The 24119-nt window shown below is 69.2% G+C and carries 17 protein-coding genes and 1 pseudogene; 6 read left to right on the forward strand and 12 right to left on the reverse strand.

Annotated features, from left to right (window positions below; translation table 11 throughout):
* Positions 1–224: 224 nt before the first annotated feature.
* A complete protein-coding gene (locus tag ACH4G3_RS41350) occupies positions 225–1484 on the reverse strand; it encodes an NsdA family TPR-like regulatory protein (RefSeq protein WP_397629314.1) in 1260 nt (419 codons plus the stop codon).
* A 512-nt stretch (positions 1485–1996) separates the two neighbouring features.
* Between ACH4G3_RS41350 and ACH4G3_RS41355 the strand changes: the two genes are divergently transcribed.
* Positions 1997–3052 (forward strand): tyrosine-type recombinase/integrase, encoded by a 1056-nt coding sequence (locus ACH4G3_RS41355; RefSeq protein ID WP_397629315.1) that lies wholly within the window; start codon positions 1997–1999, stop codon positions 3050–3052.
* A 351-nt stretch (positions 3053–3403) separates the two neighbouring features.
* Here the strand turns inward: ACH4G3_RS41355 and ACH4G3_RS41360 are convergent.
* Positions 3404–3796: pseudogene (locus ACH4G3_RS41360) on the reverse strand (transposase); the annotation flags it as partial.
* Between the two features lie 11 nt (positions 3797–3807).
* On the reverse strand, positions 3808–4212 hold the full coding sequence (locus ACH4G3_RS41365; protein ID WP_397629316.1) for a DUF6336 family protein: 405 nt from the start codon (positions 4210–4212) through the stop codon (positions 3808–3810).
* Between the two features lie 581 nt (positions 4213–4793).
* Between ACH4G3_RS41365 and ACH4G3_RS41370 the strand changes: the two genes are divergently transcribed.
* Together ACH4G3_RS41370 and ACH4G3_RS41375 are read left to right on the forward strand one after the other, a co-directional pair.
* A complete protein-coding gene (locus ACH4G3_RS41370) occupies positions 4794–5327 on the forward strand; it encodes a hypothetical protein (protein WP_397629317.1) in 534 nt (177 codons plus the stop codon).
* Positions 5327–6265 (forward strand): hypothetical protein, encoded by a 939-nt coding sequence (locus ACH4G3_RS41375; RefSeq protein WP_397629318.1) that lies wholly within the window; start codon positions 5327–5329, stop codon positions 6263–6265. The genes ACH4G3_RS41370 and ACH4G3_RS41375 overlap by 1 nt, the downstream gene beginning before the upstream one ends.
* A 181-nt stretch (positions 6266–6446) precedes the next feature.
* Here ACH4G3_RS41375 and ACH4G3_RS41380 read toward each other — a convergent pair whose 3' ends face one another.
* Together ACH4G3_RS41380 and ACH4G3_RS41385 are read right to left on the reverse strand one after the other, a co-directional pair.
* Positions 6447–8594: a coiled-coil domain-containing protein gene (locus ACH4G3_RS41380; protein ID WP_397629319.1), complete on the reverse strand. Its 2148-nt coding sequence runs from the start codon at positions 8592–8594 to the stop codon at positions 6447–6449.
* 189 nt (positions 8595–8783) lie between these two features.
* Entirely contained in the window at positions 8784–10160 is a 1377-nt protein-coding gene (locus tag ACH4G3_RS41385; protein ID WP_397629320.1) for a dsDNA nuclease domain-containing protein, read from the reverse strand.
* Positions 10161–10651: 491 nt separating this feature from the next.
* Here ACH4G3_RS41385 and ACH4G3_RS41390 point away from each other — a divergent pair, with 491 nt between their 5' ends.
* Positions 10652–11743 (forward strand): hypothetical protein, encoded by a 1092-nt coding sequence (locus tag ACH4G3_RS41390; protein ID WP_397629321.1) that lies wholly within the window; start codon positions 10652–10654, stop codon positions 11741–11743.
* A gap of 204 nt (positions 11744–11947) precedes the next feature.
* On the opposite strand, the gene ACH4G3_RS41395 is transcribed toward ACH4G3_RS41390, so the two are convergent.
* Positions 11948–12514, reverse strand: a complete 567-nt coding sequence (locus tag ACH4G3_RS41395) for a hypothetical protein (RefSeq protein WP_397629322.1) — start codon at positions 12512–12514, stop codon at positions 11948–11950.
* A gap of 1207 nt (positions 12515–13721) precedes the next feature.
* Between ACH4G3_RS41395 and ACH4G3_RS41400 the strand changes: the two genes are divergently transcribed.
* Together ACH4G3_RS41400 and ACH4G3_RS41405 are read left to right on the forward strand one after the other, a co-directional pair.
* Positions 13722–16475, forward strand: a complete 2754-nt coding sequence (locus tag ACH4G3_RS41400) for a CHAT domain-containing protein (RefSeq protein WP_397629323.1) — start codon at positions 13722–13724, stop codon at positions 16473–16475.
* Entirely contained in the window at positions 16468–18030 is a 1563-nt protein-coding gene (locus ACH4G3_RS41405) for an esterase/lipase family protein (protein ID WP_397629324.1), read from the forward strand. The genes ACH4G3_RS41400 and ACH4G3_RS41405 overlap by 8 nt, the downstream gene beginning before the upstream one ends.
* Before the next feature lie 1091 nt (positions 18031–19121).
* On the opposite strand, the gene ACH4G3_RS41410 is transcribed toward ACH4G3_RS41405, so the two are convergent.
* The 6 genes from ACH4G3_RS41410 to ACH4G3_RS41435 all read right to left on the reverse strand — a co-directional run bounded on the left by ACH4G3_RS41410 (position 19122) and on the right by ACH4G3_RS41435 (position 24119).
* Positions 19122–19553 carry a DUF6300 family protein gene (locus tag ACH4G3_RS41410; protein WP_397629325.1) on the reverse strand — a complete coding sequence of 144 codons (432 nt, stop codon included), beginning with the start codon at positions 19551–19553 and terminating at the stop codon, positions 19122–19124.
* A 94-nt stretch (positions 19554–19647) separates the two neighbouring features.
* The gene (locus tag ACH4G3_RS41415; RefSeq protein WP_397629326.1) at positions 19648–20181 is read right to left on the reverse strand and encodes an AlbA family DNA-binding domain-containing protein; all 534 of its coding nucleotides are present in this window, start codon (positions 20179–20181) and stop codon (positions 19648–19650) included.
* A gap of 160 nt (positions 20182–20341) precedes the next feature.
* The gene (locus ACH4G3_RS41420) at positions 20342–20557 is read right to left on the reverse strand and encodes a hypothetical protein (RefSeq protein ID WP_397629327.1); all 216 of its coding nucleotides are present in this window, start codon (positions 20555–20557) and stop codon (positions 20342–20344) included.
* 95 nt (positions 20558–20652) lie between these two features.
* Positions 20653–21210, reverse strand: coding sequence for a hypothetical protein (locus ACH4G3_RS41425; protein WP_397629328.1), 558 nt, complete (start codon positions 21208–21210; stop codon positions 20653–20655).
* A 438-nt stretch (positions 21211–21648) separates the two neighbouring features.
* Positions 21649–23310 carry a pentapeptide repeat-containing protein gene (locus ACH4G3_RS41430; protein WP_397629329.1) on the reverse strand — a complete coding sequence of 554 codons (1662 nt, stop codon included), beginning with the start codon at positions 23308–23310 and terminating at the stop codon, positions 21649–21651.
* A gap of 410 nt (positions 23311–23720) precedes the next feature.
* A complete protein-coding gene (locus ACH4G3_RS41435) occupies positions 23721–24119 on the reverse strand; it encodes a hypothetical protein (protein WP_397629330.1) in 399 nt (132 codons plus the stop codon).

Genomic DNA, 24119 nt, shown 5'->3' on the forward strand with positions numbered 1-24119 from the left:
GGTGGGCGAGCCCTCAGGTGGCCTGCTCGACGTGGGCGACCACGCTGTCCAGGTCGGGCGCGCTGCTCAACCGTCCCTGATGGGCAGCCAGCAGGACGCCGGGCCGCGTGGCCTGGCGTGACTGGCTGATCCAATAGCGCTCGTGCGCCGGGCGGCGACGGCGCCTTGCACGTCGCGGCAAACTGTTGGTGCCCTCCGGGCTGTGTGCGGTCGGCCAATGCCAACTATGCGGCGGCAATTTGGAGGAGTTCCGCAACGCCTTGGGCACGGGCGTAGGGCTGGAAGCGGGGGAGCAGGTCGTCGACGAGGCGGACGCAGCGAGGCGCTCCGATGCGGCGGGCCAAGAGCAGGGACTGGGTGGCGGCGGCCGCGGCGGGCTCGGGTTCCTTGAGATCGAGGTAGCTCGCGGCGCGGTAGGCGAGGAACACGCCCTTCGTTTTGTCCCGGGCAGGCGGTAATAGGCGTTCGCCTTCGCTGATGAGCTGGTGGGCGCGGCCGACGTCGCCAAGGTCCAGGAGCGCCTGGCCGGAGTCGACGGCGAAATCGGCTTCGGACACCCAGGCGCACCAGGTGGGTCGGTCGGTGCCGGCGTCGTTGAGGTGTTGCTCGGCCGCGGTGAGGGCGCGCAGTACGGCGCGGCGTTCGCTCTGGTCACCCCGTGCGGCCAGGGTGCGGGCGAGACGCAGCTGGAGCAGGCAGCGGGCGGCGGGGTTCTGGGCGCGGGTCAAGGCGTGGTTCAGGATGTTGGCCGCGGTGGTGTGGTCGCGGCGCCAGGCGGCCTGGTAGGCGAGGTCGCCGAGGAGGCCGGCGCCCATGTCGTGGTCTCCTGCAGCGTAGGCGTTGTGCAGACCGGCGACCCAGTTCCGGCTGGCTTGGGTGTGGCGGCGCAGGTCGAAGGCGTGCCAGGCGACGGTCTGGGAGAGGGAGGCCGCCAGAGTGTGCAGGCGCAGCCCGAGGGCGGGCGTGCAACGGCCGTTCTCGAGTAGTTCGGTCACCGTGACGAGGTGGGCGTTCAGCAGGGCGGGCGTGTACTGCCGCTCCTCGGTGGAGAGGCCAGCGAGGTGCTGGGCGGAGTTCTCCAGGAAGACGACGAGGTCCTCGCTGATCGGTTTGCCGTCGTGGGCCTGGACGAGCGCGTCGTGGTAGCCGCTGGCCCAGGCCGCTGCCAGGGCGGAGACGGCGGTGCCAGTGATCGTCAGGAAGTCTCGGTGTTCCATCGCTGTTCGCAGGGCCTCTCTCAGGGCGGGCACGGAGCTGTCGGGGCCTAGGGGCACCACCCCGTCGGCGGTGAGCGGCAGCCAGTTCGGCCAGTCGTCGGGGCGGACGATGTCGGCGGGCCAGCCGAGTGCTTCGGCGATGTAGACCTGGGATTCATCGCTGGGTTTGACGCCTCGCTGCCACTTGCGCACACGGGCCTCGTCCGTGCCTGACCGCAGTCCACGTCGGGCGGCCGCGTCATGGATGCCGGCTACCAACTCGTCCATCGTCTTGCCAGCCGCACGGCGCGCAACTTCGAGTGGGTGCTGGATGGTTGCTTCCACACCTTCAGTCAATCACTGAGCGCACAGGTGCTGTGACTCCTTGGTCGAGACGGGACCCCCCAGGGACCCCCTTCAGCTGGTCGACTGGATCGAACGGTTGAGCCCATTGTTGGTGTCCAAGGCACTGCTGCCAGGCCCAACGCCGAACTGCGCGGGTCCGGGTCCGGCAGGGGAGTACCCGGCAGTGGATCCGACCGTCACTACACCTTTGAGCGAGGTCTCACGTGACAGATGTCCTGGCCTGCGCATCGCATCCGTGTGAAATCGGAGGGTGCTGATATGGGCACCGCGACGCTGGTGGCCACCAGCGACTTCCATTCAGCCGTCCCCACTGGGTCGGCGGTGCTGGCCGCCGTCCGCACTCGGCGAGACCAGGGCGCACTGGTCGTCGACGCGGGTGACTTCTTCGGCGGCAGCGCGTACCACGAGCACTCGGGCGGGAGGGTGGGACGGGCATGGCGATCGAACTCGGGAGCGGCGGCGCGTTGCGGCTGCCGCGCGCCCGGGTGGTGCCCCTGTCCGCGCCGCCCTCGTCGTACACCGCGGCGGTCGAGCGGTACCTCACCGGTGCGGGCATCGCGAAGTCCTCCGCGCCGATCTACCGGATCTCGCTGACGACGTGGGGGTGGATGCTCGCCGGCGAGGCGGCGCCGACCGCTCCGGCGCGCCGGAGCGCGAAACCGCCCGTCTTCCCCGTCGCCGCGATCGACGATCCGGCGCTGCCGGAGGTGCTGGCCGAGCTGGCGGCGGCGCGGGCGGACGAGATGGACGCCGACACCGTCAACCGGGAGCTGTCCATCGCGCGCAAGGCGATCGGCTGGTGGCAGCGCCAGGGCTGGATCGACTGCGACCCGACGATCGGCATCGAGCGGCGGCCGGCACCACCGGACCGCACCAAGGCCCTGGCCGAGAACCAGATCGCCGCCCTGTGGCGCCTGGACGTCGCCCTGCGGCAGAAGACGTTCTGGAAGCTCCTCTACGAAAGTGCAGCACGGGCCGATGAGGTGCTGTGCCTGAACGTGGAAGACCTGTACCCGCAGGACAAGCGCGGGAAGATCACCGCCAAGGGCAGGGCGACGGAATGGATTCACTGGCAGTCCGGCACCGCCCAGCTGCTGCCCCGTCTGATCGGCCGCCGCACCCGCGGCCCGCTGTTCCTCACCGACCGCAAGGCCCCGGCTGGCACGCCGACGCTCGACGTGTGCCCGGAGACCGGCCGGGCCCGGCTCTCCTACCGGCGGGCTGAGGAGATCTTCGAGGAGAACACCCGGCTGCTGGCCAACCCGCTCGCCTCACCCGAGGACATCGAGGACCTGGACGGCTGGACCCTGCACCGGCTACGGCACAGTGCTCTGACACACGACGCTGAGGACGGCACCTCCACCCCGATGCTGCTGGCCCGCTCCCGCCACGCATCCGTTCGCTCCCTGGAGCGGTACGCCCACCCCGGCGTCGACGCAATCGCCCGACACGTCGCCGGCCGGAACCCCGCTGCCCGCCGACGGGGTTGAACCGGGTTTCGGCGGCTGCCCGCCAGAGGCTCCAAGATCAACTATTGGCGGCTTCTGGGCTCACCTCGGCGCCGCCCCTTGTAGAAGGTGACCAGGCCAGGAGGGACGACACTCGCTTCGGCAAGCGTGCGAGCCGCGGCCTGATCGCCGTGGTCGGCCGACCGGACCTCATTGGTGCCCGGGGAAAGCCGTGACGGCGCTCGAACTCGTCCGTCATTGCGTTCAGAGCCTCGGAGACCCTGCTCGCCCACGAAGCCAGCCAGGCGGAGGAAAGCGAACGGTCACTCATGAGGCCGGATCATGGCATGAGCCGCGGACATCCAGGGGCGACCAGCAACTTTGCTTCCCAAGTCAGCGCAGTGTCCTGAGCTGTCGGTAGATCATGAGGCACCAGGCGAGTTTGAGGAAGGCTTCGTGGATGTCGGCACGCTGTTCCCAGCGGTTCCGCAGGCGTGGGGAGCCGCGCAGCCAGGCGAAGGTCCGCTCGATCACCCAGCGGTAGGTTCCCAGTCCTATGCCGTGCAGCGCGCCGCGCCGGGCGATGGCAGGCACCCTGCCTCAATTTCGGACCTGGTCACGGTAGATGTCGTGGTCGTAGCCGCGGTCTGCAAACAGTGAGTCCGGCTTGCGGCGGGGACGGCCGATCCTGCCGCGGACTGGTGGGATCGCGTCCAGCAGCGGCAGTAGCTGGGTGACGTCGTTGAGGTTGCCGCCGGTCAACTGGACCGGCACCGCTTGCCCGTCCAGGGCAAGTGCTAGCCGTGCAACCAACTGCCGTAAGGCGCAGTGTCCACGAGCTGGTACAGCCCGAGAGCAGCAGCTCCGAGGACGCTCAGGAACAGCCCCGAGCGCAGGAACGCTGGACCCACGACGGTGACCGAGGCGGCCTGGCTCGTGAGAGTGCGCCAGTCCCGCACGCGTCGGATGTCCCCCGCACTGGCCCACCAGAAGCCGGCACCGACCACAATCAGGCTCACACCGAAGAGTCCGGCAAAAGCACCGACGACGGACAGGAACTCTTTCCGGTCGCTGTGGCCGCTGATACTCAAAGTCGCCACCATGAGCGGCACCACACCCAGCAGGCCGAAGGCCACCCCTCGCCGCGCAACGTCCGTCGGCCGCAGTCGCGGCAGCATCACGCCGTCTCGGTCCAGAGTCATGGCCAGCACCCTAGCCCGCTCAGCCTGAGCAGCCGCAACGCCCCTTGGTCGCCATCGGTGACGGCAGGTTGCCCCGCCGGGATCCCAACGGGGCAACGGTTCCGACAGCCCGTGGCGCCACGGGAGCCAGTTCTCGCCTGCGGGGGTAGGTGCGGTTCGCGCGAGAGCCGTACGCCTTGTCGGCGCGCACCTTGTCCGGCCTGGTACGTGGCCGGCCCGGCCCGATGCGGACCACTCGAATGCCCTCCAGAATCGGCTGGAACTCCGGGCTGTCGTTCCGCTGACCGGCGGTGACGAGCAGGGTGAGTGACGGGGCCCCACGCACCTGGCCCGCTGGGCTCGGGCAGCACGAGGTCCGACACGAGGAGGTCACCTCTCCAAGACACTCATCGATGGTGACGCCGTCGCGACCCAGGCCCAGAAGATCCTCTAGCCGTGCCAGGCCGACCAGGGCACAGCCTTGAGTAGGTACCTGACAGCCGTGAGCGCCTGCTAGTGGAGATTTTCGGCCGTCTGTACGGCTGCATGTCTGGGAGGTTGATCGGTGTGGGTAACTACGACGCGTGATCGAGGGGGAGAGTGTGCCAGAGAGCGAGCGTGAGCTGCGCGAGCGGCATCGGGACATGATCAGGGATCTGGGCGTGCGCCACTCGCGGATCAGGCAAGCCGACCCGGATGACGCGACGTTCGATGATCTGTATGAGCAGCTCGTGGCGGGTGCTGAGAAGCTGTTGGAGTTCGAGCGAACTCTTCCCGCCCGTGTGGCGCAACCGAAGCGGGAGCGCGCAGCACGGGTCGTGAAGTGGTCCTGGCGCGGTCAGAGCGGGATGGCGGTCGCGCTGATCACCTCACTGTTTGTCCTCGGGCATACGGCCTGGTGGCTTGTGCTGCTCATACCCCATCTGATTGGCACGTTGATGGGCTGGTCGATCACCGTGACCACGGAGGGCTACAAGCTTCAGCGCGGTATCGCGATCGGGCTGCACGTGCTGTGCCTGCTGGTGGCGCTGGTCGCTCTCGGAGTGGTCTCCGCATGGTGGATCATCGCCGTCCTGGCCGGCTGGGTCGTGGTCGGCGTGGCCTCGGAAGGCAGCAGCCAGCAGGGGGCGAAGTGATGGAGGACGTCGACCGCCGCATCCGGGATCTGGACAGCCGGATCGATGACCTGGAGGGTGAAGCCGGGAGCCTTTCTCGCAAGCTCGGCTACACCGAGGACCTGGATCACGAGCTGGGCAGTATCCGCAGTGACATCCGAAGCTGCGAAGCGAAGATCGAGGAAGTCGACGAAGAGCTCCGTGACCGCGTCGACGACACCCAGCAGGCCGTCAACCGCCTGGTGCAGCAGGTGCGGCTCCTGGAAGGCCAGCTCCTGGCATCCGGCGGTGCACAGCAAGCGGATCTGGACACCTTCCCCAAGGACCAGCACGACCTTGCTCGCACCATGGAACGCGGCCGGCAGGCCCGCGGCCTGCTGCTCAGCGACCACGAGCGCTCCACTTTCCAGCACCGGCTGCGGTATCACCGCGAGAGCGCCGAAAAACTCCGTGCACACCGAGCCACGGTCACCGATGCGGTTGGCGCACTGCTCTCGACCAGGTTCGGCTCCCGCGCCCGCATCGAGGCCGCCGACAAGCTCCGTGAAGCCGTCATGGTGGAGCGGCGCCTGCGCCAGGATCTCGACCGGCAGGCAGCCCTCGCTGCTGAAGCCGAAGATGCCCTGGCCAACGACGCCAAAACCCGCGCCGAGAAGCAGTCGGTGATGGCCGCGGGGGCCAGAGCCGAGAAGGCCCTCACCGTGGCACTGCGCAGCCGTCTGGCCGATGCGGTCCACGAACGGGCCCTCCTGCCCACCTGGTTCGTCACCGTTTTCGGTTCAGCACCGCCAGCCAGGTCCACCCAGAAGTGGCTGGAGACTGCCACTGAAGTATTGCTGTATCGCCTCACTTACAGCGTCACCGACCAGGTGGTCGCGCTCGGCGAGAAGCCGCCAGACACCGCTCAGCGCCGACAGGCCTGGTACGACCGGCTGCGCAAGGATCTGCAGCGCTGGTAGTGAGCCTTTTCCAACTGGATGTGGGCCGTTACGAGCGTGACGCCACCACCAACCACAACGCCCACTAGACCGGCGCGGCGGCGAGGAGCTCTGCGGTCATTAGCCCTTCCCGTGTCCTGTCTGGGTGTCACGCATCTGGTGCCCGCTCGTACCGCGGTTTGTCTCTTGGCGGGACGGCTTCCTAGGCCTCCGACCGGTTGTCGATCTGGTTCTCGATGCGGGTGACGCGATCGGGGCCGGGATGGTCGACGCCGGGAACCATGGGGTTCGCGTAGTCGAACTCGACCCTGCCGAACGAGTCGTCGGTGATGGGCGGGGGGTCGTTGTCGGCGACGATCAGTTGCAGGCGGTCCCCGTATGCGTCGGCCAGAGTCCTGAACCGGCTGTAGATCTCGGCAGCACGTTGCTGGTCGGAGGGGTTGTTGCCGAAGGCCTTGCGCGGTGAGTCGATCACGAGGAGGGACGGGACCAGGACGTCGGCGTGGTCGAGTCCGGAGGTGAGGAGGGTGAGGCTGTAGGCGAGGTTGACGGAAGTGGCGAGGCCGCCGCCGGAGGCTTGCATGCTCTCGAAGGGCTGGTCGTTGACGACGGGTAGGTAGGTGTCGCGGTCGGTGACGGCCCTCTCGACCCAGGGAAGGTTCCAGCCGGTGAGGAGCCGGCCGAAGTCGTCACTGAGGTCGCGCAGCAGTGACTGGCTGGCCTTGAGCTGCTCGGACTTCACTTTGATGTCCCTGTTGACCTGCCGCCGCTCATTCTTGATCGAGCGGATGTCCGCGTCGATGGCGCGCACCCGGGCCCACGATTCCCGCAGCTGAGTGATGGAATCGATGCTGGCTTTGAGCGCGGCGACGCGGGAGCTGGCCTCGGCGATGGCGTCGAAGCGAGGGGCGACCGCATCGCGGGTCTGGGCGTCGAGCTCCCGGCGCAGGCTGCTGATGGCGAAGCTGAGCTGCTGCGACCGCTCCTGGGCAGCCTGCAGGTGATCTTCGTCGGCCTGCTGGATGCGCTGTGCGTCCTCCAGCTGGTGTTGGAGGACTGTGCGTGTCTCCTCGATGGCGGCCGGGTCGATGTCGGCCTCGACGAGGTCGGGCTGGAGGCAGACGAGGCAGTGGCCGTCCTCGACGGGGCGGGCGGCCAAGGACTGCATGCACCGCGGGCAGACGACGAACTCGAAGGGGGAGAGCTGGTCGATGGCCGTGGCCGACCGGGCGAGACGGGAGAGGTCGAGCTGCACCTGGGCGACGACGGCCCTCCGCGCGTCGACGAGGTCGGTGGCCGCCGATACTTCTTCGTCGGCCTGCCGCGCGCCGCGGATGGCGTTCTGGAGTTCGTCGCGCAGTGCAGTGTCGGCGGCGGTCTGCTCCTCAAGTTCGGTCCGGAGACTGGCCAGCGCGGCCTCGGCCCGGCCCAGGGTGTCGCGCAGCTGCGTAAGCTCGGCCCGCAGCTCGTCGTCACTGCGGGGGTCGGAGGCCGCCAGGAAGGCACTGACGTTCTTGTGCTCAGCGTCTCTGGCAGTCAGCCTCTCCAAGAGCTGGTTCCGGGTGCGCTTGAGCTCCATGAGCGCACTGTCGGTGAGCCCGAACATCAAACGGAAGAGTTCTTTGCGCTTGACCTCGAACCAACGGTCAAGGTGGCCGACGACCTGGCGGTCGATCTCGCGGGCCTGGAGATAGACGTAGGCGTACAGATCGTTGAAGGTGAGGTTCTGCGGCCGCGCTGCGCCCTCTCTCCGTGCGGCGATCTGTTCGCGCGGGAAGCCGAGTGCGTCCAGCAGGTAGTCGGAGAGCGTGGTGGCACCCTCGGAGGCGCGCACAGGCAGGGAGCGCTCCAGGGTGAGGGAGCGGGGGTCCAGGAGATCCACGGTGCCGGCGGTGTCTCCCTCGATGGTCCGCCTGAGGACGACATGTTCGTCGCCGGCCACGACCTCGGCCTGGACGGACAGCACGTGCTCGCGGACCGCAGGGGTGAGCATGGCACCGCCACCGAGGGCGTGCTTGATGAGCATCAGCAGGCTGGACTTGCCGGTGCCGATGAAATGCCGTTTGAGCAGCTTGATCCGGCTGTCGACGACCGCCCATTCCGGCGTTGCGGCCAGACTGGCCGCGGCGTCGGCCCCCTGCCGTGTGGCACGGAACTCGGCGCGGGCGCTGCCGCTGTAGGTGATCAGGCCTCGGGCGGCGAGCGAGCCGAGGATGCTGTAGTAGCGCTGGTCCCAGGGCCCGTACTTGTAGCGGGTCATGCGGCTCTCGACCGCGAGGCGCTCGGGTGGTGTCGGCGCCGTTCCCTCCGGCCACGACGCCTCGCCCGCAGGCAGGAGACGCTCCAGCATCCCCGGATAGCGCAGCAGGAAGTCGAGCTTGGCGAGTTTGGTCAGGCCCGAGAGACCGCCCTTGGGGGGTCGTGAACTGCGCGATGAGCAGAAGGATGCGGGCCTCGTGATAGTGAGTCTCGCGCTGCTCGGCTTGCCGGCGCTGAGTCCGCATCCTCGCTGCGGCGGTCTCGAAGTCGGCGTTGTGCGTCATGAGGCTTCCTCGTCCGCGTCGAACGGCTCGGAGAAGAAGAAGTGGCACTCGTCGCACAACTGGTAGGCCAGCCCCCGCAGGTGCAGGTGGTTGAGCTGGAAGGGCGGAGGCGAAGGCAGAGCATCGACCTTGAGCCGCTCGGCCAACAGGTCGTTCATCTTGATGCCGAACTCGCTGCCGTCAGCCACCTGCGCGCGTGCATGGCGCCGGCAGTCGAAGGCCATCTCCAGCACGTCCGTGGACAGATTCAGCAGGTCGGTCTCGTCCCCGGCCAGGCCGGAGCGCCGCTCGGACCAGGTCGTGTACCACGCGGACCGCAGCCTCTCCGCGAAGGCCGCCTCGTCCGAGGGCACCCGGCCCCGGCGCATCTTGCGACGGAGCTTGGCACCTCCCGGTGCCACCACGGGCGCCTGGCCGCGAGGGAACGTGGGCAGCGGAACCGACGTGAACACGATCTCCCGGCGAATGATGTCGCGGGTGATCCTGCGCCGGCCGATGCGCTGCTGCATCTGCGTGCTGTGCCGGACCCGGCTCGGGTCGGCGATGTACACGGCCAGTTGGCCGCGGTCGCTCTCGTCACGGTTGGCGCGCTCGATCCGGTCCACGATGGCCCGGTAGGTGTTCTCAAGATCGACGTGCGCCAGCTTCAGCTGTTCGACCGCAGGAACCAGAAGGCGTTGGATGTTGACGTCGGTGATGTTCTCGCGGTGCGGTGGCTTGCAGGAGATCTCCAGGACCGCGAGGAATCGTACGACCTTGTCCACGAAGCCGTCGGGTATCTGGATGTCCGCGACCTTGCACACGGGAGTGTCCGGGACGTTGGGATAGGGCTGCTTCCAGCGGACTCTGAGCATCTGGCGTGCGATGTCCTCCGCCATGACGGTCAGCCCGGCCGTAACCTCCGGCTCCGGGCCGCACATCCGGGCCAGGACGCCGGCATTGCCCTTGCCCGGCTTCAGCGCCGCGTTCGTCGCCAGTCTGAGGCGGACATTGGCGGCACACTCGCACGCGCACCAGCGGTCGAAGAGATGGGTCAGACCGCCGCTCTTACACAACTCCGCGAGCGTCCAGGGGCCCTGGGTTCCTTCGCGATGCTTGACCGACACCAGTTCCACTGAACCATCGGTCCACGTCACGACGAAGTCCTCGTGCCACTCGCAGACGACGGAGTCGATGGCGTCCTGCGTGAGCATGGCCAGGCAGTCCCGTACGGCTACCTCCGCCTGATACCGGTAGCGGCCCAGCGTGTCCGAGCCGCTGTCTTCCTCCGGAGCGAGGTCGAAGATCGTGAGTTCTGAATATGTCGGCCCGTCCGGCTCAGAGGGTGCTCCGGCGCCTTCGGCCCCAGCGCCCGTGCCCGCCGTATCGGCCATGGACGTCCCCCGCTCCGGCCCCAAATGAGAGCACGCCCCCCGTTGCGTTGCGACGGTGGGGCTTTGAAGATCTCTACCCGTATCACACTCCAGCATCAACGCGTAACTGTGCGTCGCGACTTCAACCGCGGAATGGGCCCCCGGGAGGTCCTTCCATACAAGAGAGCAGGCGGCATCCAATGACCTCGCCAGGGCCCCCGCCACGTGCCGCCTGCACAGCTGGGCGACGTACTGCGTCGGCGAGAGCACCGCGGCATTCGGGTGGTGCGGCGGCGCGTCACCCCGGCGAGCAGGATTCGTCCCCGTCCGATGTGGTCGAATCCAGGGTGGTGGGCCCGGCGGGGCCCCTGCCCCGTGCTCGACCCGACATCGAGCACGCCCGTGGAGAAGCCAACTCGGCTGGCACCGCAGCATGGTCCGGATGATCCTCGTGGCTCTCTGCTGCGCGTGCTGTGTCGGGACGGCTCCGCGGTAGTGAGGGGCTCCGAGTCATGAAGACAACCGTCATCGAACGTCGCGCCGAACTGCTACGTCTGTACACCGGGCTGCCCTGGCAGTCCGCCCGCCGCCGTGTCGAGGCCGCCGAGCCTGGCTCCCTGCTGATCCCGCACCCGGACGCCGACCAGCTGCTGCTGGAGGCCCGGGTGATGGCCGCACTGGCCTGGCGTCGGATCACCTCTGTGCACCCGTGGGGCATCGAATACGTCGACCCGCGCTCCGACCGCCTCCTGATCCGATTCGAGGCCGACCCGGTCGAGCGGCCCGCCCCGAACGATACCCAGGCCCTGGACCTGGCCGAGGCACTGCTGCCGCGCGCCGACGAGGACGGCGACATCATGGGGGTGCCAGGGGCCCGTACCCACATTGAGGACGGGCAGGTTGTGCTCCGCGTGCCGGACCCTTCAGCCTCCGTCATCCTGTCGGGTCTGGCCCCCGAAAAGTGGCTGCGCGCGGCCAACGTCCAGGACCAGCGGCTGGCCACCTACGGCATGACGCCGTGTCACCGCGACCGGCCGACCAGTTGGCACCCGGCCGAGCGTCCCTACCGGCGCCCGGGACGCCGAGGCACCGCGGCGTCAGCCTGGCTGACCAGCGGGCTGCTGCGCCGGGTCGGACTGATCCGCACCCTAGGGGTGCCACTGGCCGTGACCGGCTGGCTCGGCCACCATGAACGCGACGGCGGGGAACGCTGGATCATCGACCCCACGTTCGCGGAAGGTCACGGCGCCACCGGCCACCGGCGGCTCATGGCGCTGCTCGCGGCCCCCGGCTGGGGCCTGCCCGTCACCCCCTGGGACAACCACTGCAACTGCCATCTGCCGCCTGAGTGCAGCGACCAGTGCACCACCATCACCACCGGGGTGGCCGGGCAGCGGGGATCGCTGGAAGTGCGCACCATCCGCCGCAGCGGCAGGCGCCTGAGGTGGATCCAGGAGGACCGCCCGGCGATCTACGCCGCGAAGCAGCAACTTGCCCAGCCCGTGCCGGCATGGGGCGACGGTTGGCTCGAACGCGATGGATCTCCTTCTTCGGACGTGCAGGGCGGCGTGACGAGGGCTGGATCCTTGGACCATGGCTGGTGATCTCCTGCCCGCCGACTGCAGCCGAGCGTCGCCCATCCAGCCGGTACGGTGTTGACGCGGCAGGTCAGCGCGTCTTGGGTGGAGGGCCACGCCCGGCGGGGCGCGGCGCCGTTCCGCACTGTCCGTACGGCGCTCAGCCACCCCATTGCTTTTGGTGGTGGCCGGTCCGTTCCTTAAAGTTCAGTCGCGGGCGGAACTGGGCGCTCAGCTGCTCACTGGGACGTCGAACATGGGCGATGTGCCCGTGTCCGTAAAGTGGAGCGTTCCCTTGCCTTCCGGGACTTCCACAACCGACGTGCCGATGGCGTACTTGCCGGGCGGGATCTCTCCGACGAAGTCCTCGTATTCGTGGCCTACCACAATCACGGAATTAACCAACCGGCCGTCCTCGCTCTCCCACGTGCCTCCGTCCAGAAGTGAGGAGAGGAACGGGACCGTACCTGTGTTCTCTACGCGGAATGTCATCGCGTAGCTCGTTTTTCCGGGTGTTTCGTTGGCTACCTCGGCCAGGTCTTTCAAGGTGACCTTGACCGGCTGATCTGGCTCGTCATACGCGGGCTGGTAATAGGCCGTAACGGTCTCACCGACGCGGAGCGTCGGGGGAGACTGCCGAGTGCGCTGTTCCTCGGTCGTAGTCACGGGGAGGTCCGCCGTCGTAGTCACGGGGAGATCCGCCTTGTCCTGAGCAGGGGTACCGCCGCACGCGGTAACCCCTCCCACGGCCAGAACCGCCGCAATAGCTGCCGTGACGGTAAGGTTCCGGGTTCGCATTCTGACCACCTTCTATCCCCTCAGTATGAGGGTGTGGAGCCCGGCCGAGCAGCATCACCGGGCCCTCCAGCCGGGGCCGTCACTCCCGGAGCCGGAAGGGGCCCGAGACGATACTCGGTCGGGTGCGGGCGGTTGGTGCGGCGCGGTCCCGTACGGCCTCCAGCGCGGCCGTGGCGTCCTCTCCCTGGGCGGTCACCCCGGAGCAGTGAGCCCACCCCGGTAAGGCCGCAGTAGAGGTACACGGGCGCCTCGTCGTCGGCGGGCAACGTCGATCGTGTCCGTCATCCGAGGTCCTTCCGTGGGACCGACCATCCGGGGATGCCGGCGGCGAGCGAGCAGTTCTCGTCGTGGCTGAGCTGGGAGGGCTCCGTACGTGGAGCGCTCTCGTACCAACAGAACGGGCGGATGCCGTCGGCGGCCATCGTGACCGGGCCTCGGCGGCGGGAACGCTGTCCTCAACCGCGCGGCCCCGTCTAAGGAGGCGAGCAGGCGCGCGCCGTGGTGCTCGCACCCGGGTACCTCGGTGCCGGAACTGTCGATCACGGTCACCGCGTCGTGCGAGCCGTCGCATGGCGTCGGGTCCTCCGGGCGCGCGGCCGTCCGGGGAGGCCGGGCCGGTCACCCGGCACCCGGTGCAGCGGTCTCGTCGTCGCCCAGCTTGCACGGCGCCAGGAGGGCGGCGTGCCGATCGTCGTCCGGCCCGAGCGGCTGGGGCCGCCCGTCCGCGACGTCGCGGCGGTGGAGGTCGTGCTGCAATGTCCGCCCACGCGCGCAGGAGCTCGTGGGCCTCGTCGGGGTCGACGTCCAGGGCGTCCGCGACCTGGCGCCGGGTGGCGCCCAGCTCCATCGCCTGGCGGACGCGGACGCCCCGGCCGCGCTCGATGTCCCGGCGGATGGACTCGCGCAGGGCGAGACGGCGAGGGCGTCGCCTACGTCTCCGCGCTGGACGTCGTACGGGAAGTCAGCGGGGGAGGGCGAGGTTCATCAGCCGGTCGTTGTGCTCGGTGTCGCCGCGACGAGCGGCATCACCGGCGAGGTTCCTCTCGACCGTGCCTGTGGCCCGCCGTCCCGTCCATATTCACGATCAGCAAGGTGTGGCAGCGGCTGCTGGAGACGTACCGCGGCTGAACGGCGACGCACAAGAAGACCGGGGAGGTCCCCCGGGCTACGCTGAGTGGTGGGGCCGATCTTCCCGGAGGGCCGAGCCGTGGCCTCACGCTCGCACCGCTTCCTGACGTCGGACGACCTCGGCCCGCTGCTGCTCCTCGCCGTCCATGAGGTCAACCGCAGCCTGCGCGCTGAAGCCCTCGCGGCGTGCGCCGCGCTCCCGCTGGACGAACAGGCGGCGGAGGAGGTCGCGGAGCTGGTCCTCAGCCGTTTCCGGGCGGATCCCTTGGTGCCGGACTCCCTGGTCGAGGCGGCCGGACACCTCCCTGTGGTCGAGGTGCGGGCCGTCCTGGAAGGGTGGGCCGCTGACGACGGCTCGGCCCACCAGGACGCGGCGCGGCGGGCGCTGGCCACCGGGGACCGGCCTGCCGTCACCCCTCCGGCACGGGGCGATCCGGGCGAGTTGCTTTATGCAATGGGCGTGGAGATGGCCGTGACCCACCGCCTCCTGGACGGTCGTGGCTTCCCGTCGGACCTGTCCCCGCTCGCCTCCCTCTTCGAAGATGGGAGGCAGCGGCTGCTGTCGGCGCTGATCGCCACCCTTGTGGATGCCGTAGACGAGGACGACGAGACCCTCCGGGTTGCCACTGAGCGCCTCGGACAGGTCGTCGAGGTGCTGCCGGACACGCTCGCGGCGGATCTCCCCCAGCTCCCTCGGGCGGTGCCCGAGGGCCGGGCCGACTGGCTCGGCGCGGTGCTGAGCCTCGCGCCGCCCGCCGAGGTGGTCAGCCGTGCCGTCGCACGGCTCAGGGACGAGGACCCGGACGAACGCCTCGCCACGCTGCGAGAACTGTCCAGGGCGGCGCCCCACCTGGGCCACCCTCCCGTGCGCTGGCCGGAACCGACCTCCCGCCCCGGCGAACTCGCCCACCTGACGTGGCTGCTGCAGCCGGAGACCGGATACGGGGAAGCCGACGAGCCGGGGAGGGTGGGGGCCGCCCCGGGCTCCTCACCTCGCCCCCGCGGGTATGGGTTCTCTCGAGCCGCCCCCGCCCCCGCCCCGAAGGCCGCGGCCCCGCAGCCGTCGGGCCCGCCGACCGGGCCCCCTGCGCCGTCCCCGGAGTACGGGGGCGAGGGAGGGCGGGCAAGAGATGAAACGACAGGCCGCCACCTAGTGCCTGGTCGCCTCCGGAACTGGTTCAGGCGCAGGCGCGCCGAGCCCAGCCTCCACATCTCACTCGAGGGGGCTGAGCTCAAAATGGCCGCCGCCACCCGCGAGGCCTACGCCTGTCTCCTCGAAATGGCCGCCCCCACCCGCGAGGCCTACGCCCGTCTCGATGCCTCCCAGCACGTCGTGCCCGACGAAGCCTTCGAGCTGCGCGTCGGGCTGGCCCCGCTCCCCACACCCGAGGTCGTCCAGCCCGCCCCCTTCACCGTCCCCACCGGCGTATTCACGCTCGACGTCTCCGTCCTCGCGCACGGCTTCGCCGTGGTCGGCGAGGACCCTCTCACCCTGCGCATGCGCGCCGGTCCGGACGACCCGTACCCGTACCGGATGCTCAGGCTGCGCGCGGTGGACGATCCGTCCCTGGCCGCGGAGCGGGTGATCACCGCGGTGTACGCGGTCGCCGGCAGCATCATCGGGGTCGCCCACCGGACCGTACGGGTGGGGGAGGCGCCCGGGGAGCCAGCCGGTGACGAGCCACCGCGGAGGCAGGCGGCCGGAGGCGTATGGGTGCTGCCGGAAGAGGCGGACGCCGACACCCAGCCGGACCTGGAGATCGTCGTGGCCCCGGGGAACGACAGCGACGGGCGGCAGCACTGCTGGCTGTACCGCTCGCCGCACCCGGGCGTCGGCGCCTGCGACAAGCCGCTCGTGACCACGCTCGGCGGTGAGGCCGACTGGGCCCGCTCCGTCATGCGCGGCGTGCAGGAGCGCAAGGACGCCTACGACCTAGCCCACTACCTCAAGGGAGTCGGCCGTGAGGCGAGCGGCGCCGTGCCGGAGGAGGTGTGGGCCGCCCTGCGGGCCGCAGGGGAACATGCCGGTCCGCCGAGCGTGCTCCTGGCCACCTGGGACCCGTACATCCCCTGGGAACTGGCCCTGCTGTCCGAGCCGTTGGACCCGGCGGTGCCGGCCCACCTCGGCGCCCAGGCGGTCGTCGGCCGCTGGATCTACGGCGACCGGCAGCGCACCCCGGCCCCGCCCGCGCATCTGCAACCCCGCACGATGTCCGTGGTGACCGGGGACTACGCCGTCGCCGAACTCAAGGAGGCGAAGGCCGAGGCCAAGCACCTCATCCGGCACTACCGCGCGAACCCCGTCGACGCCACCACCGACCAGGTGCTCATGGCCCTGGAGGGCGAGCGAGGGCCGGACATCCTCCACCTCGCCGTGCACGGGAAGTTCAGTACGGAAGAGCTGGAGGACGGTCTGCAGATGGTGGACGGCACGTACTTGAGCCGACGGTCCGTCACCGGAGTGGAGGCCAGCGGGGTGCGGCTCGTGTTCCTCAACGCCTGCCAGGTCGGGCAGGGCCGCAGCGAGCTGGGCGCCTACGCGGGCATGGTGCCAGCCTTCCTCGGCATCGGGGCGCAGGCGGCCGTCGCCCCGCTGTGGAACGTCGACGACAAGGTCGCCAAGAACTTCGCCCAGGGCTTCTACAAGGCCGTGCTGAAGGGCGGCACGGCCCCCGCCGAGTACCTGCGCAGGCGACGTGCCGGAACGCGCGGCGCGGCCGGGGCCGAGCTGTCGACCCCGCTCGCCTACGTCTTCTTCGGCCACCCACGGCTGACCGTCCAGTGGACCGCAGAAGGCGCTGCAGCGGAACGGGAAGGAACGGACGATGCCTGATCTCGAACGGGACGGACGCAGTGAACTCCCCTACGGTCTGGTCCTGCGCTCCTCAGCGGTCGGCGGCCGCATCGGCGAGGTCCGCCGATGGGCCACGGCCGGGACGCCGGTGCGCGACGCGGCCCCTGGCGGGCTGCCCGAGCAACTCCTCACCGACCACGTCCCCGAGCCCGCCGCGCGCCTGCTGGGCACCGCGGCGCAGGAGGCCGGGATGCGGCCGGTGCTCACCGTGCCGCTGAGCGACTTGGCCGTGCCACGCCGCCCCGGCGGGCCCGACCGGAGCGACGCTCCCGGCCCGCACCTCCTGCTGGAGGCACCCGCGCCCCCGCCAGACGAGGGGCAGGTCCTGCTGGAGGCAGATGCGACCGGCGTCGTGCGCTGGGTGTTCCCCGAGGCGGCGGTGCGGAATGGCCGCGCGGACCGGGCCGCCGGGGCCCAGACGTTCCGTGTTCCGATGGAGCAGTTCGCACTCCTCGCGGGCGGGCCGACGGCGGACCGGGGCATCCTCGGGTTCGGTGTCGGCAAAGTCCTGCACCTGCTGCGGTTCCCAATCGAGCGGGCGGCCGGTCTCGCGGCAGACTTCGCGGTCAGCCGGTGGGAGAAGAGGCACCGCCCGTACGGGCTCCGGCTGACCACCCCGCAGACGTTCCTCAAGGCAGGCGAACAGGCGGGTGACGGGGCCGGCGAGCGGCCCGGCGTGCAGGTGAGCACGGGCCAGCTCGCCGAGCTCGCCGACCGGCCCTTCCTGCTCTTCGTCCACGGCACGTTCAGCAGGTGCCGCACCGGCTTTCGCGGCATCGCCGACGACGAGCCGCTGCTGCACGACCTCCACCGGCGCTACGACGGCCGCGTCCTGGTCTTCGACCATCCGACCGTCCACCTGGACCCGGTCGACAACGCGCGCTGGCTCCTGGAGCACCTGCCCGCCGACCGGCGACTCACCCTCGACGTCGTCACCCACTCCCGGGGCGGTCTCGTCGCCCGCCACCTGAACCGGGACGGCCTGGCGGGCGCAGGACGGCCCGCCCCTTCCGTCCGTACGCTCGTCCACGTCGCCACCCCCAACGCGGGCACGGCCCTCGCCGAGAAGCAGCGACTGAGCGATCTGCTCGGAGTCTTCACCAACCTGCTCGGGCTGTTCCCGGAGGAACTGGTGAGCACCACCCTGGAGGTCGTCCTCGAAGTCGTGAAGCACGGTGCGACTGGTGTCCTCGGCGGGCTGGACGGTCTGGCGGCGATGGACCCCTCATCGGTGGGGCTCGGTGAACTCAACGCCTCCGCCGTCCCGACCGAGGGTTCGGTGCGCGCGGTGACGTCCGACTTCGAGCCCGCACGGGACGCGGCGTTGGCGATGCGCGCGCTCGACGTGCTGGTGGACCGGCTGTTCGGTGTCGGCAACGACCTCGTCGTACCGACCGAGGGCGTCCACCGCGCCGGTTCGTACGTCGTGCATGATCCGCTCGTCGTCCCGTCGGCGAGCGCCGTCGTCCACAGCGGCTTCTTCCGGGACGCGCGGGTCCGCGCGGGCCTCTCCGAGTGGCTGCCGGGAAGCTGACCGCGCCCCGGACGTGCCGTTGCCGCCGCACGGAAGGATCCTGGAACGCAGGGGAGGGGAGACGTGCTGGGGCGCCCCGGCACGGGTTTGGGTAAAACCGTGAGACGCCCCGAGAGCATCACCGAACGAACAGGAACAGGGCAAGAGCATCGGTCAGCGTGAGTGGGTGGATGGGGTGCTCCGGGATCTACTTCCCCCTGCCCCAGCTGCCCGAGTGGCGGCAGCACGTCGGGAAGGCATGTGTGGCGGAGATGAACCCGACGTACGCGGTGCAGCTGGGCGATGCGGTTCTGCTACTCCAGGGCTCCGGCGTATTGGAGCCTCACCGTGGTCACCGCTGCGCGCAGGGTGGCGTCGGCCTGGTCCTTACTGCCTTTGCGCTGGATGGATGGGCATAGCTCCCCTTTCCACCCCGATGCGTGGGGCGCCCTCTGGCAGCCTTCGGCCGCGGCTGCCATCATTCGGTGAGGAGGGGGACTGCATTGACGGACAATCGCAATTTGCCCAATCGCGTTGACGGCGACTCCATCATGATGGGTGGCCAGAACCACATCTTAATAGTGGGGGCCTTGGCCGCCGCGCCCTTCCTGCAAGCGGTCGCTACGCACTTCGGAAATCGGTTTGCCGGAGCCCTGGATGAAGGAACGCGCACAGCAGTTCGACGCCTACTCCGTCGTCAGGTGGAGGAGAGTCGCGAGGTGCAGGGCCTTCAGGGTGACGTCCAATCGGTCACCCTACGCACGGAGCATGGTTGGTTGATCTCTATCAGTGAGGATCTTCCAGCCGAGGCAGTGGCACAACTGATCGTCTTGTGCAGCGCGGACCCACCCATGGGGAAGCTTGAGGGCACATATCGGCACGACGAATGGCGCGACGCTGAGTTGCCGCGTGTGGGAATCATTGCCTGGAACCGAAGTGTCTGGCGGACCGCGACGTTTGTAAGGGGACGGGTCAAAGCGTTTGCCTGGGATGCTGCGGAAAACTGCTGGACTAACGAGTGAGGGGGAAGTCGCCGACGGGATCCGGGGCTGCTGCTCCAGTCTCCGCGATGGGCGTGGCCGTGCATCCGCCCCGACCACGACCGAGAGTGTTCAGCCCCGTCCGCGCGGTGTGACGCCGGGTGGGGGAGCCGGACTCTCGGGAGGCTCGAGCTGAGGTGCTCGGGCCCAGCCGTGGGCGTGCATGATCTCGGTCTCCCAGTCCTCGAACAGCTGAGGGAGGGCCTTCGGGTCGCGGTCGGTGTCGCGGTACCAGCGGATGAAGGCGCGGGCGGCGGGGCGGTGTGCGTCGCAGGCCGAGCAGAGCTCCATCCATACGCCGGTCATCAGCGGCCCGTGCCAGTACAGAAGGAGGTCGCCTCCGCAGCGGGAACAAGGCCGGTCCGGTTGTTCCTCCTCGTCACGGTCGGCGGGATGCAGCCGGGCGAGTTCTTCGTCGCTGATGTCGTCGAGACTGCCGTTGATGTTGCCGATGCGGCTGAAAGAGCCGTCGGGCCGGACGAGGTAACGCCAGGTGAAGGACATATGGCCCCCTTCCCGTGGAGCGTGACGCGAATGGTCACGATCTGCCCCGCTCGTGACCGGAGCACTCCCTGGGCCGATCCCCCGGTTCAAGCGGTCAGGTCAAGCCGGCCTCTCGTGCCCAGACGGCGACGGCACCCCGATTGCTGCTGCCACGCCGGGGATGGCGCAGAGCGTCTCGTGACGGCTTCGTTGGAGGCGCAGTCACGGCGTGCGGGCCGGACGGGCTCCGCGGCACAGCGAGCAGCAGGAATCCGGTGCCTGGGGCATCGGGGTTGGGCACGGCAATGGCCTCGTACGGGACGGGCGGTGCGGTGTTGTTCGCGACGACCTGCCGAATGTGCCGTAGGTGTCGGTCGTCCAGGTCGACGTCGAACACCTTGCTGGGCACACCCTTGTCCTCTGCCATGCCGAGGACGAGCAGGCCGCCCGTGTGGTTGGCGAAGGCAGCGACGTCTTTAGCCAGTTCCTCGCGTCCCTTGTCGTCGGCGCTGTAGTGAGCCCGCTTGTAGTCGAGGTCCTCGCTCTCGGCGGCTTCGGCGTTCCCGACCAGCTCAGCGATGCTGCTGTAGTCGATGCCGTCGAGGCGTCCACCCAGCAGGCTCTCGAGCCTGCGCAGTCGCGTCACCATGCCCAGACCTTACTGCTGGCTCGCACAGCGATGGTCCTCGAGGTTGATGCGTCCTCGTACGGCGAAGACGGCGAGGCCGAGGAGGAGCGGCTGGATGACGCGCGTGACCATCTCAGAGGACGATTCGCGACGCAGCGAACGCTCGCTCGACTCGGCCGTTTCACGCTGCCCGCAGTGCCGTGAAAGCGCCGTGCAGCAGATCGGGCACGTCCTCGGGTGGTACGACGCGCAGGGCCACGTAGCTCAGGACGAGTGTCACGATCGCCGCGAGCGCCACCCTGACGATGCCGGTGACGTCGGTGTCCCTGGCCTTGTCCATGGCCCGCCAGGCGAGGAGCCCGAGGATGAACAAGGCCAGCATGAGGAGAAGGATCATCTTCCTGGCTTCCTTCGACGCAGGGTCTTCACCTCTCGGTCCCGGGATCCGGCCCTACCGACAAGGAATCTTGAAGAAGATGCCGGGCGCCCCCTTCAAGCCCGGCGTTGCTCAACACGGCGCCGCTGTTCGGCGGCCAGCCGCTTGGCCTTGCGCCGGACTCGCTCGCCGAGTGCGTGCGGGTCGGTGGCGCCGGCGGCGGCCGCGGCCTCGGCCCAGGTGGTGCCCTCGCCCACGGCGTACGCGAACACGACCCGTCGTTCGGTCTCGTTGAGGCCGCGCAGCACGGCGTTGAGCCGAGCGTCCTCAAACACGCAGCCCGTGGCGTGGGCGAGCAGGTCGGCGTCGGCGGCGACCAGGTCGTACAGCGAGAGCCCGTCGCCGAGGCCGGCGTCCAGAGACAGCACGCGGCCGTGCCGGGTGCGCCGGCGCCACACCGGCACCAGCTGCCGGTGCACCGCCCGGGCCTCCGCCTTCAGGGCTCCAAGCGCTGTGGTTGACAGGTGCCCGGTGTCGAAGAAGGGCTCGCACCAACTTCCCAGCGAGGCTGTGGTCACTGCTTCCCGCCAGCGTTCGCTGCGCGGCACCACCAGGACGCGAGAGGCGAAGCGGTCGACGGTATCGGGAGTGATGCTGTCCCTGATGGCCAGCAATGTCTCAAGTGCACCGCTGATCTGACCGCGGAGCTTGAGCGCCTGAACCAGTTCGGGCTGTCGGGTGGGGCCTCCCGCGAGAGACCCTCGTTCTCGGCCCCGCGCAATACCGTCTTCGGTGGGGGTGACGTGCAGCAGGTCAGGTGAGGCGGCCTGCGCGGAGGTTGGTGAGGAGGGCACGGGAACGACGACCGGGAAGTGCCGCCGCGGTCCATGTTCGCTGGTCACCGGTGCTGATCCCCCCTGCGGCGGTTCTACTTCTCGGCAGCGCCTTCGCCAGGCGAGTGTTTCGGCTTCGTCAGTCACGGTGTGCCCTCTTTCGCAGAACGGTAGCGGTCATCTCCCTGTCCCGGGCAGCGGTCCGACCGGCAATGAATCTTGCTCAGCGGCGCGTGACGCTGGTCACACTAGGGGCTGGGCGCGGAAGGACCGTGGTGGTCAGCGTTTGATGCGTCCGCGTACGGCGAGGACGGCGAGTGCGAGAAGGGCGGGCTCCAGGAGGCGGGAGCCCATCTCGATGTAGGTGCCGGTGGTGGTGAGGTCCTGGCCGCTGGAGCGGAAGATCACGGAGTTGAGGGTGACGTTGAGCGCCTTCTCGAACCGCTTCCCCGTGAACCGGTCGTGCGTCGGGTTCTGCGGCTCGTCCTTGTCGATCGCGAAGGTGACCCGGCCGCCCCCGGCCGGCACGGTCCCGCTCGCTTCCTGCCGCGGGGAGTTCTGGGGAAGACCGAATCCCATGAGCAGCACGATGGTGGTGATCATCGCGGCGATCAGCCACCCTGCGGCGCGGGAGGCGCGCAGGCCGTAGCCGGACAGGAGCCAGTAGGCGTGCAGCAGGCCGCGCTCGACGCGGGGGGTGTCGTCGTGGCTGTGGCGGCGCATCTCCATTTCGCCGTAGTAGAAGTCGGCGGAGCCGGGCTCGTTCTTGGCGTCCTCGAACGCCTTACGGAGCTGGCGGTAGACGGCCGCGATGTCCTCGCAGTCGGGTGTGCGTGCGGGATCGCCGTGGTGGGGGCCGACGCGCCAGAACTGGCCCGTTGGAGGGTGCTGGGGAGATATGGCGGGCTGGCCGGCGACCTGGGCTCGCCAGTGGTGCTCCTCGGCCAGCGTGCGGCGTTGGGACCACCTGACGGGCCAGATAGGGCCGCGGAAGTGGAGTCCTTTGGGGACAGAAGCGAACGTTGTGCGGCCTTCGATGTGGATCTGGTCGAGGTGGAAGGCGCCGGTGAACCGGCAGTCGGTCAGGTCGGTGTCAGTGAGGACCAGTTGGGCGGCGTCCACGCCTTGTACTGAGGCCACCTGCACCCCGCCGCGACAGCCTGCCAGCAAGCTCTCGTCCACGGTGCCCTGGGGGCTGGCGGGAAAAGGGGCCGGGTGGGCGACCACTGCTACCGGTGCGGACAACACCGCATCCGTGAGGTCTACGTTGGCATAGCGGAGGCGCAACGTCGCCGTCGACTCCCACCGAGTCCGCTCGCAACGCACCTGGCGCGCCGCGATCTCCAGCGTCACCGGCGCGTCAAACACAGCGCCCGAGAGGTTCACCTCTCCCGCGCATACGATCGGTCCCATTTCCGAAACTCCCGCGAACCGGGCCGTGCCGAACCAAGCGTCACCCGAAAACTGCGTCTCATAGAACCAGGCGTTGTCGGAGAACTGTGCGGCGTCGAACCAGGCGCGGTCGGCGAACCGCGCCGCGGTGAACCAGACAGGGCCATCAAACTGCACCGTGTCGAACTCGGCGGTGTCGGAAAACTGGGCCGCTGTGAACACGGCGCCGGTGGAGAACCTCGCCAGGTTGAAGTAGACACCGAGTGAGAACTTGGCATGGCTGAAGTCGGAGTGGCCGGAGAACCGCGCATCGTCGAATGTGGTGTAGTCAGAGAACTCCGTTTGGTCAAACTTGGCGGCGTCAGAGAACCGGACTGCACCGAAATGCGCGGGGCCGGCGAATCGCGCCCCGGTGAAGTGAGCGAGGGGGGAGAATTCCACCCTGCTGAAATCGGCAGGGCCTGAGAAGTGCACCCCGTCAAACCAGGCGGGACCGGAGAACCGCGTCCCGTCGAATTTGGCGGAGCCGGTGAACTGCGCTTCGTTCAACTGGGCAGTGCCTATGTGGGGCTTTTCGGTGGTGGGGTCGCGGAGCGCCCTGAGGAGTCGGTCCAGCAGGTCTTCGGTGAAGGGGGTACCGCGATGATCGATATCAGCACCGGGCGCCAGGCTGGCCAGGTAGGCGTCACAGTCAGTATCCGCTAGATGTGCCAGACATGCGGTGTGGCCGGGAACGTGAATGCCGTGGCATCCCACCGGGTTCGTGGCTGGGGCGGCGTCGTGGCCGCAGTGGGGCCATGGCGGGGGGACGGCGGAGGGCATCGCGGGCCTTTCTCCGGGGCCGTGGGAAGCGGGAGGTGCCTATCGGCGCTTCGGGGCATACTGGTGTGGACGCTTTCGCGTACAGGTGCAGAAGGCCCCGGCAATCCCGCCGGGGCCTTGCTGCGTTGTGGTGCTGGTCAGGCGACCGCGTGGAGGCCGCCCTTGCCGGGCTTGGGCGGGCGCTTGTCGTAGCCGGGGACCTTGATGGGGGGTGGGCCGCCGACGGCGAGCTGTTCGGCCATGGCCTTTTCCAGCTCGGTCTGGGACTCGTAGCCGGCCACGGCGGGGTTGAGGGCGTAGCGGTGTCCGCGGCCTCCGCCGGAGCGGAGCACGATGCCGCGTTCGACGAGGAGTGCCATGGCGCGGCTCATGGAGGCCTGGCCGACGCCGAGGATCGCGTCGATCTCGGACTGCTTCATGCCGACGTTGCCGCCGGCGTCCTGGTGCTTGACCATCACCGAGAGGACGTCGATCGCCGTGGGGGTGAGCTGCAGCTGGTAGAGCATGCCGAACAGCCCGGTGGTCTGGAAGAGCAT

This window comes from Streptomyces afghaniensis (genome assembly GCF_044327915.1).
In the GTDB taxonomy this organism is placed as follows: domain Bacteria; phylum Actinomycetota; class Actinomycetes; order Streptomycetales; family Streptomycetaceae; genus Streptomyces; species Streptomyces afghaniensis.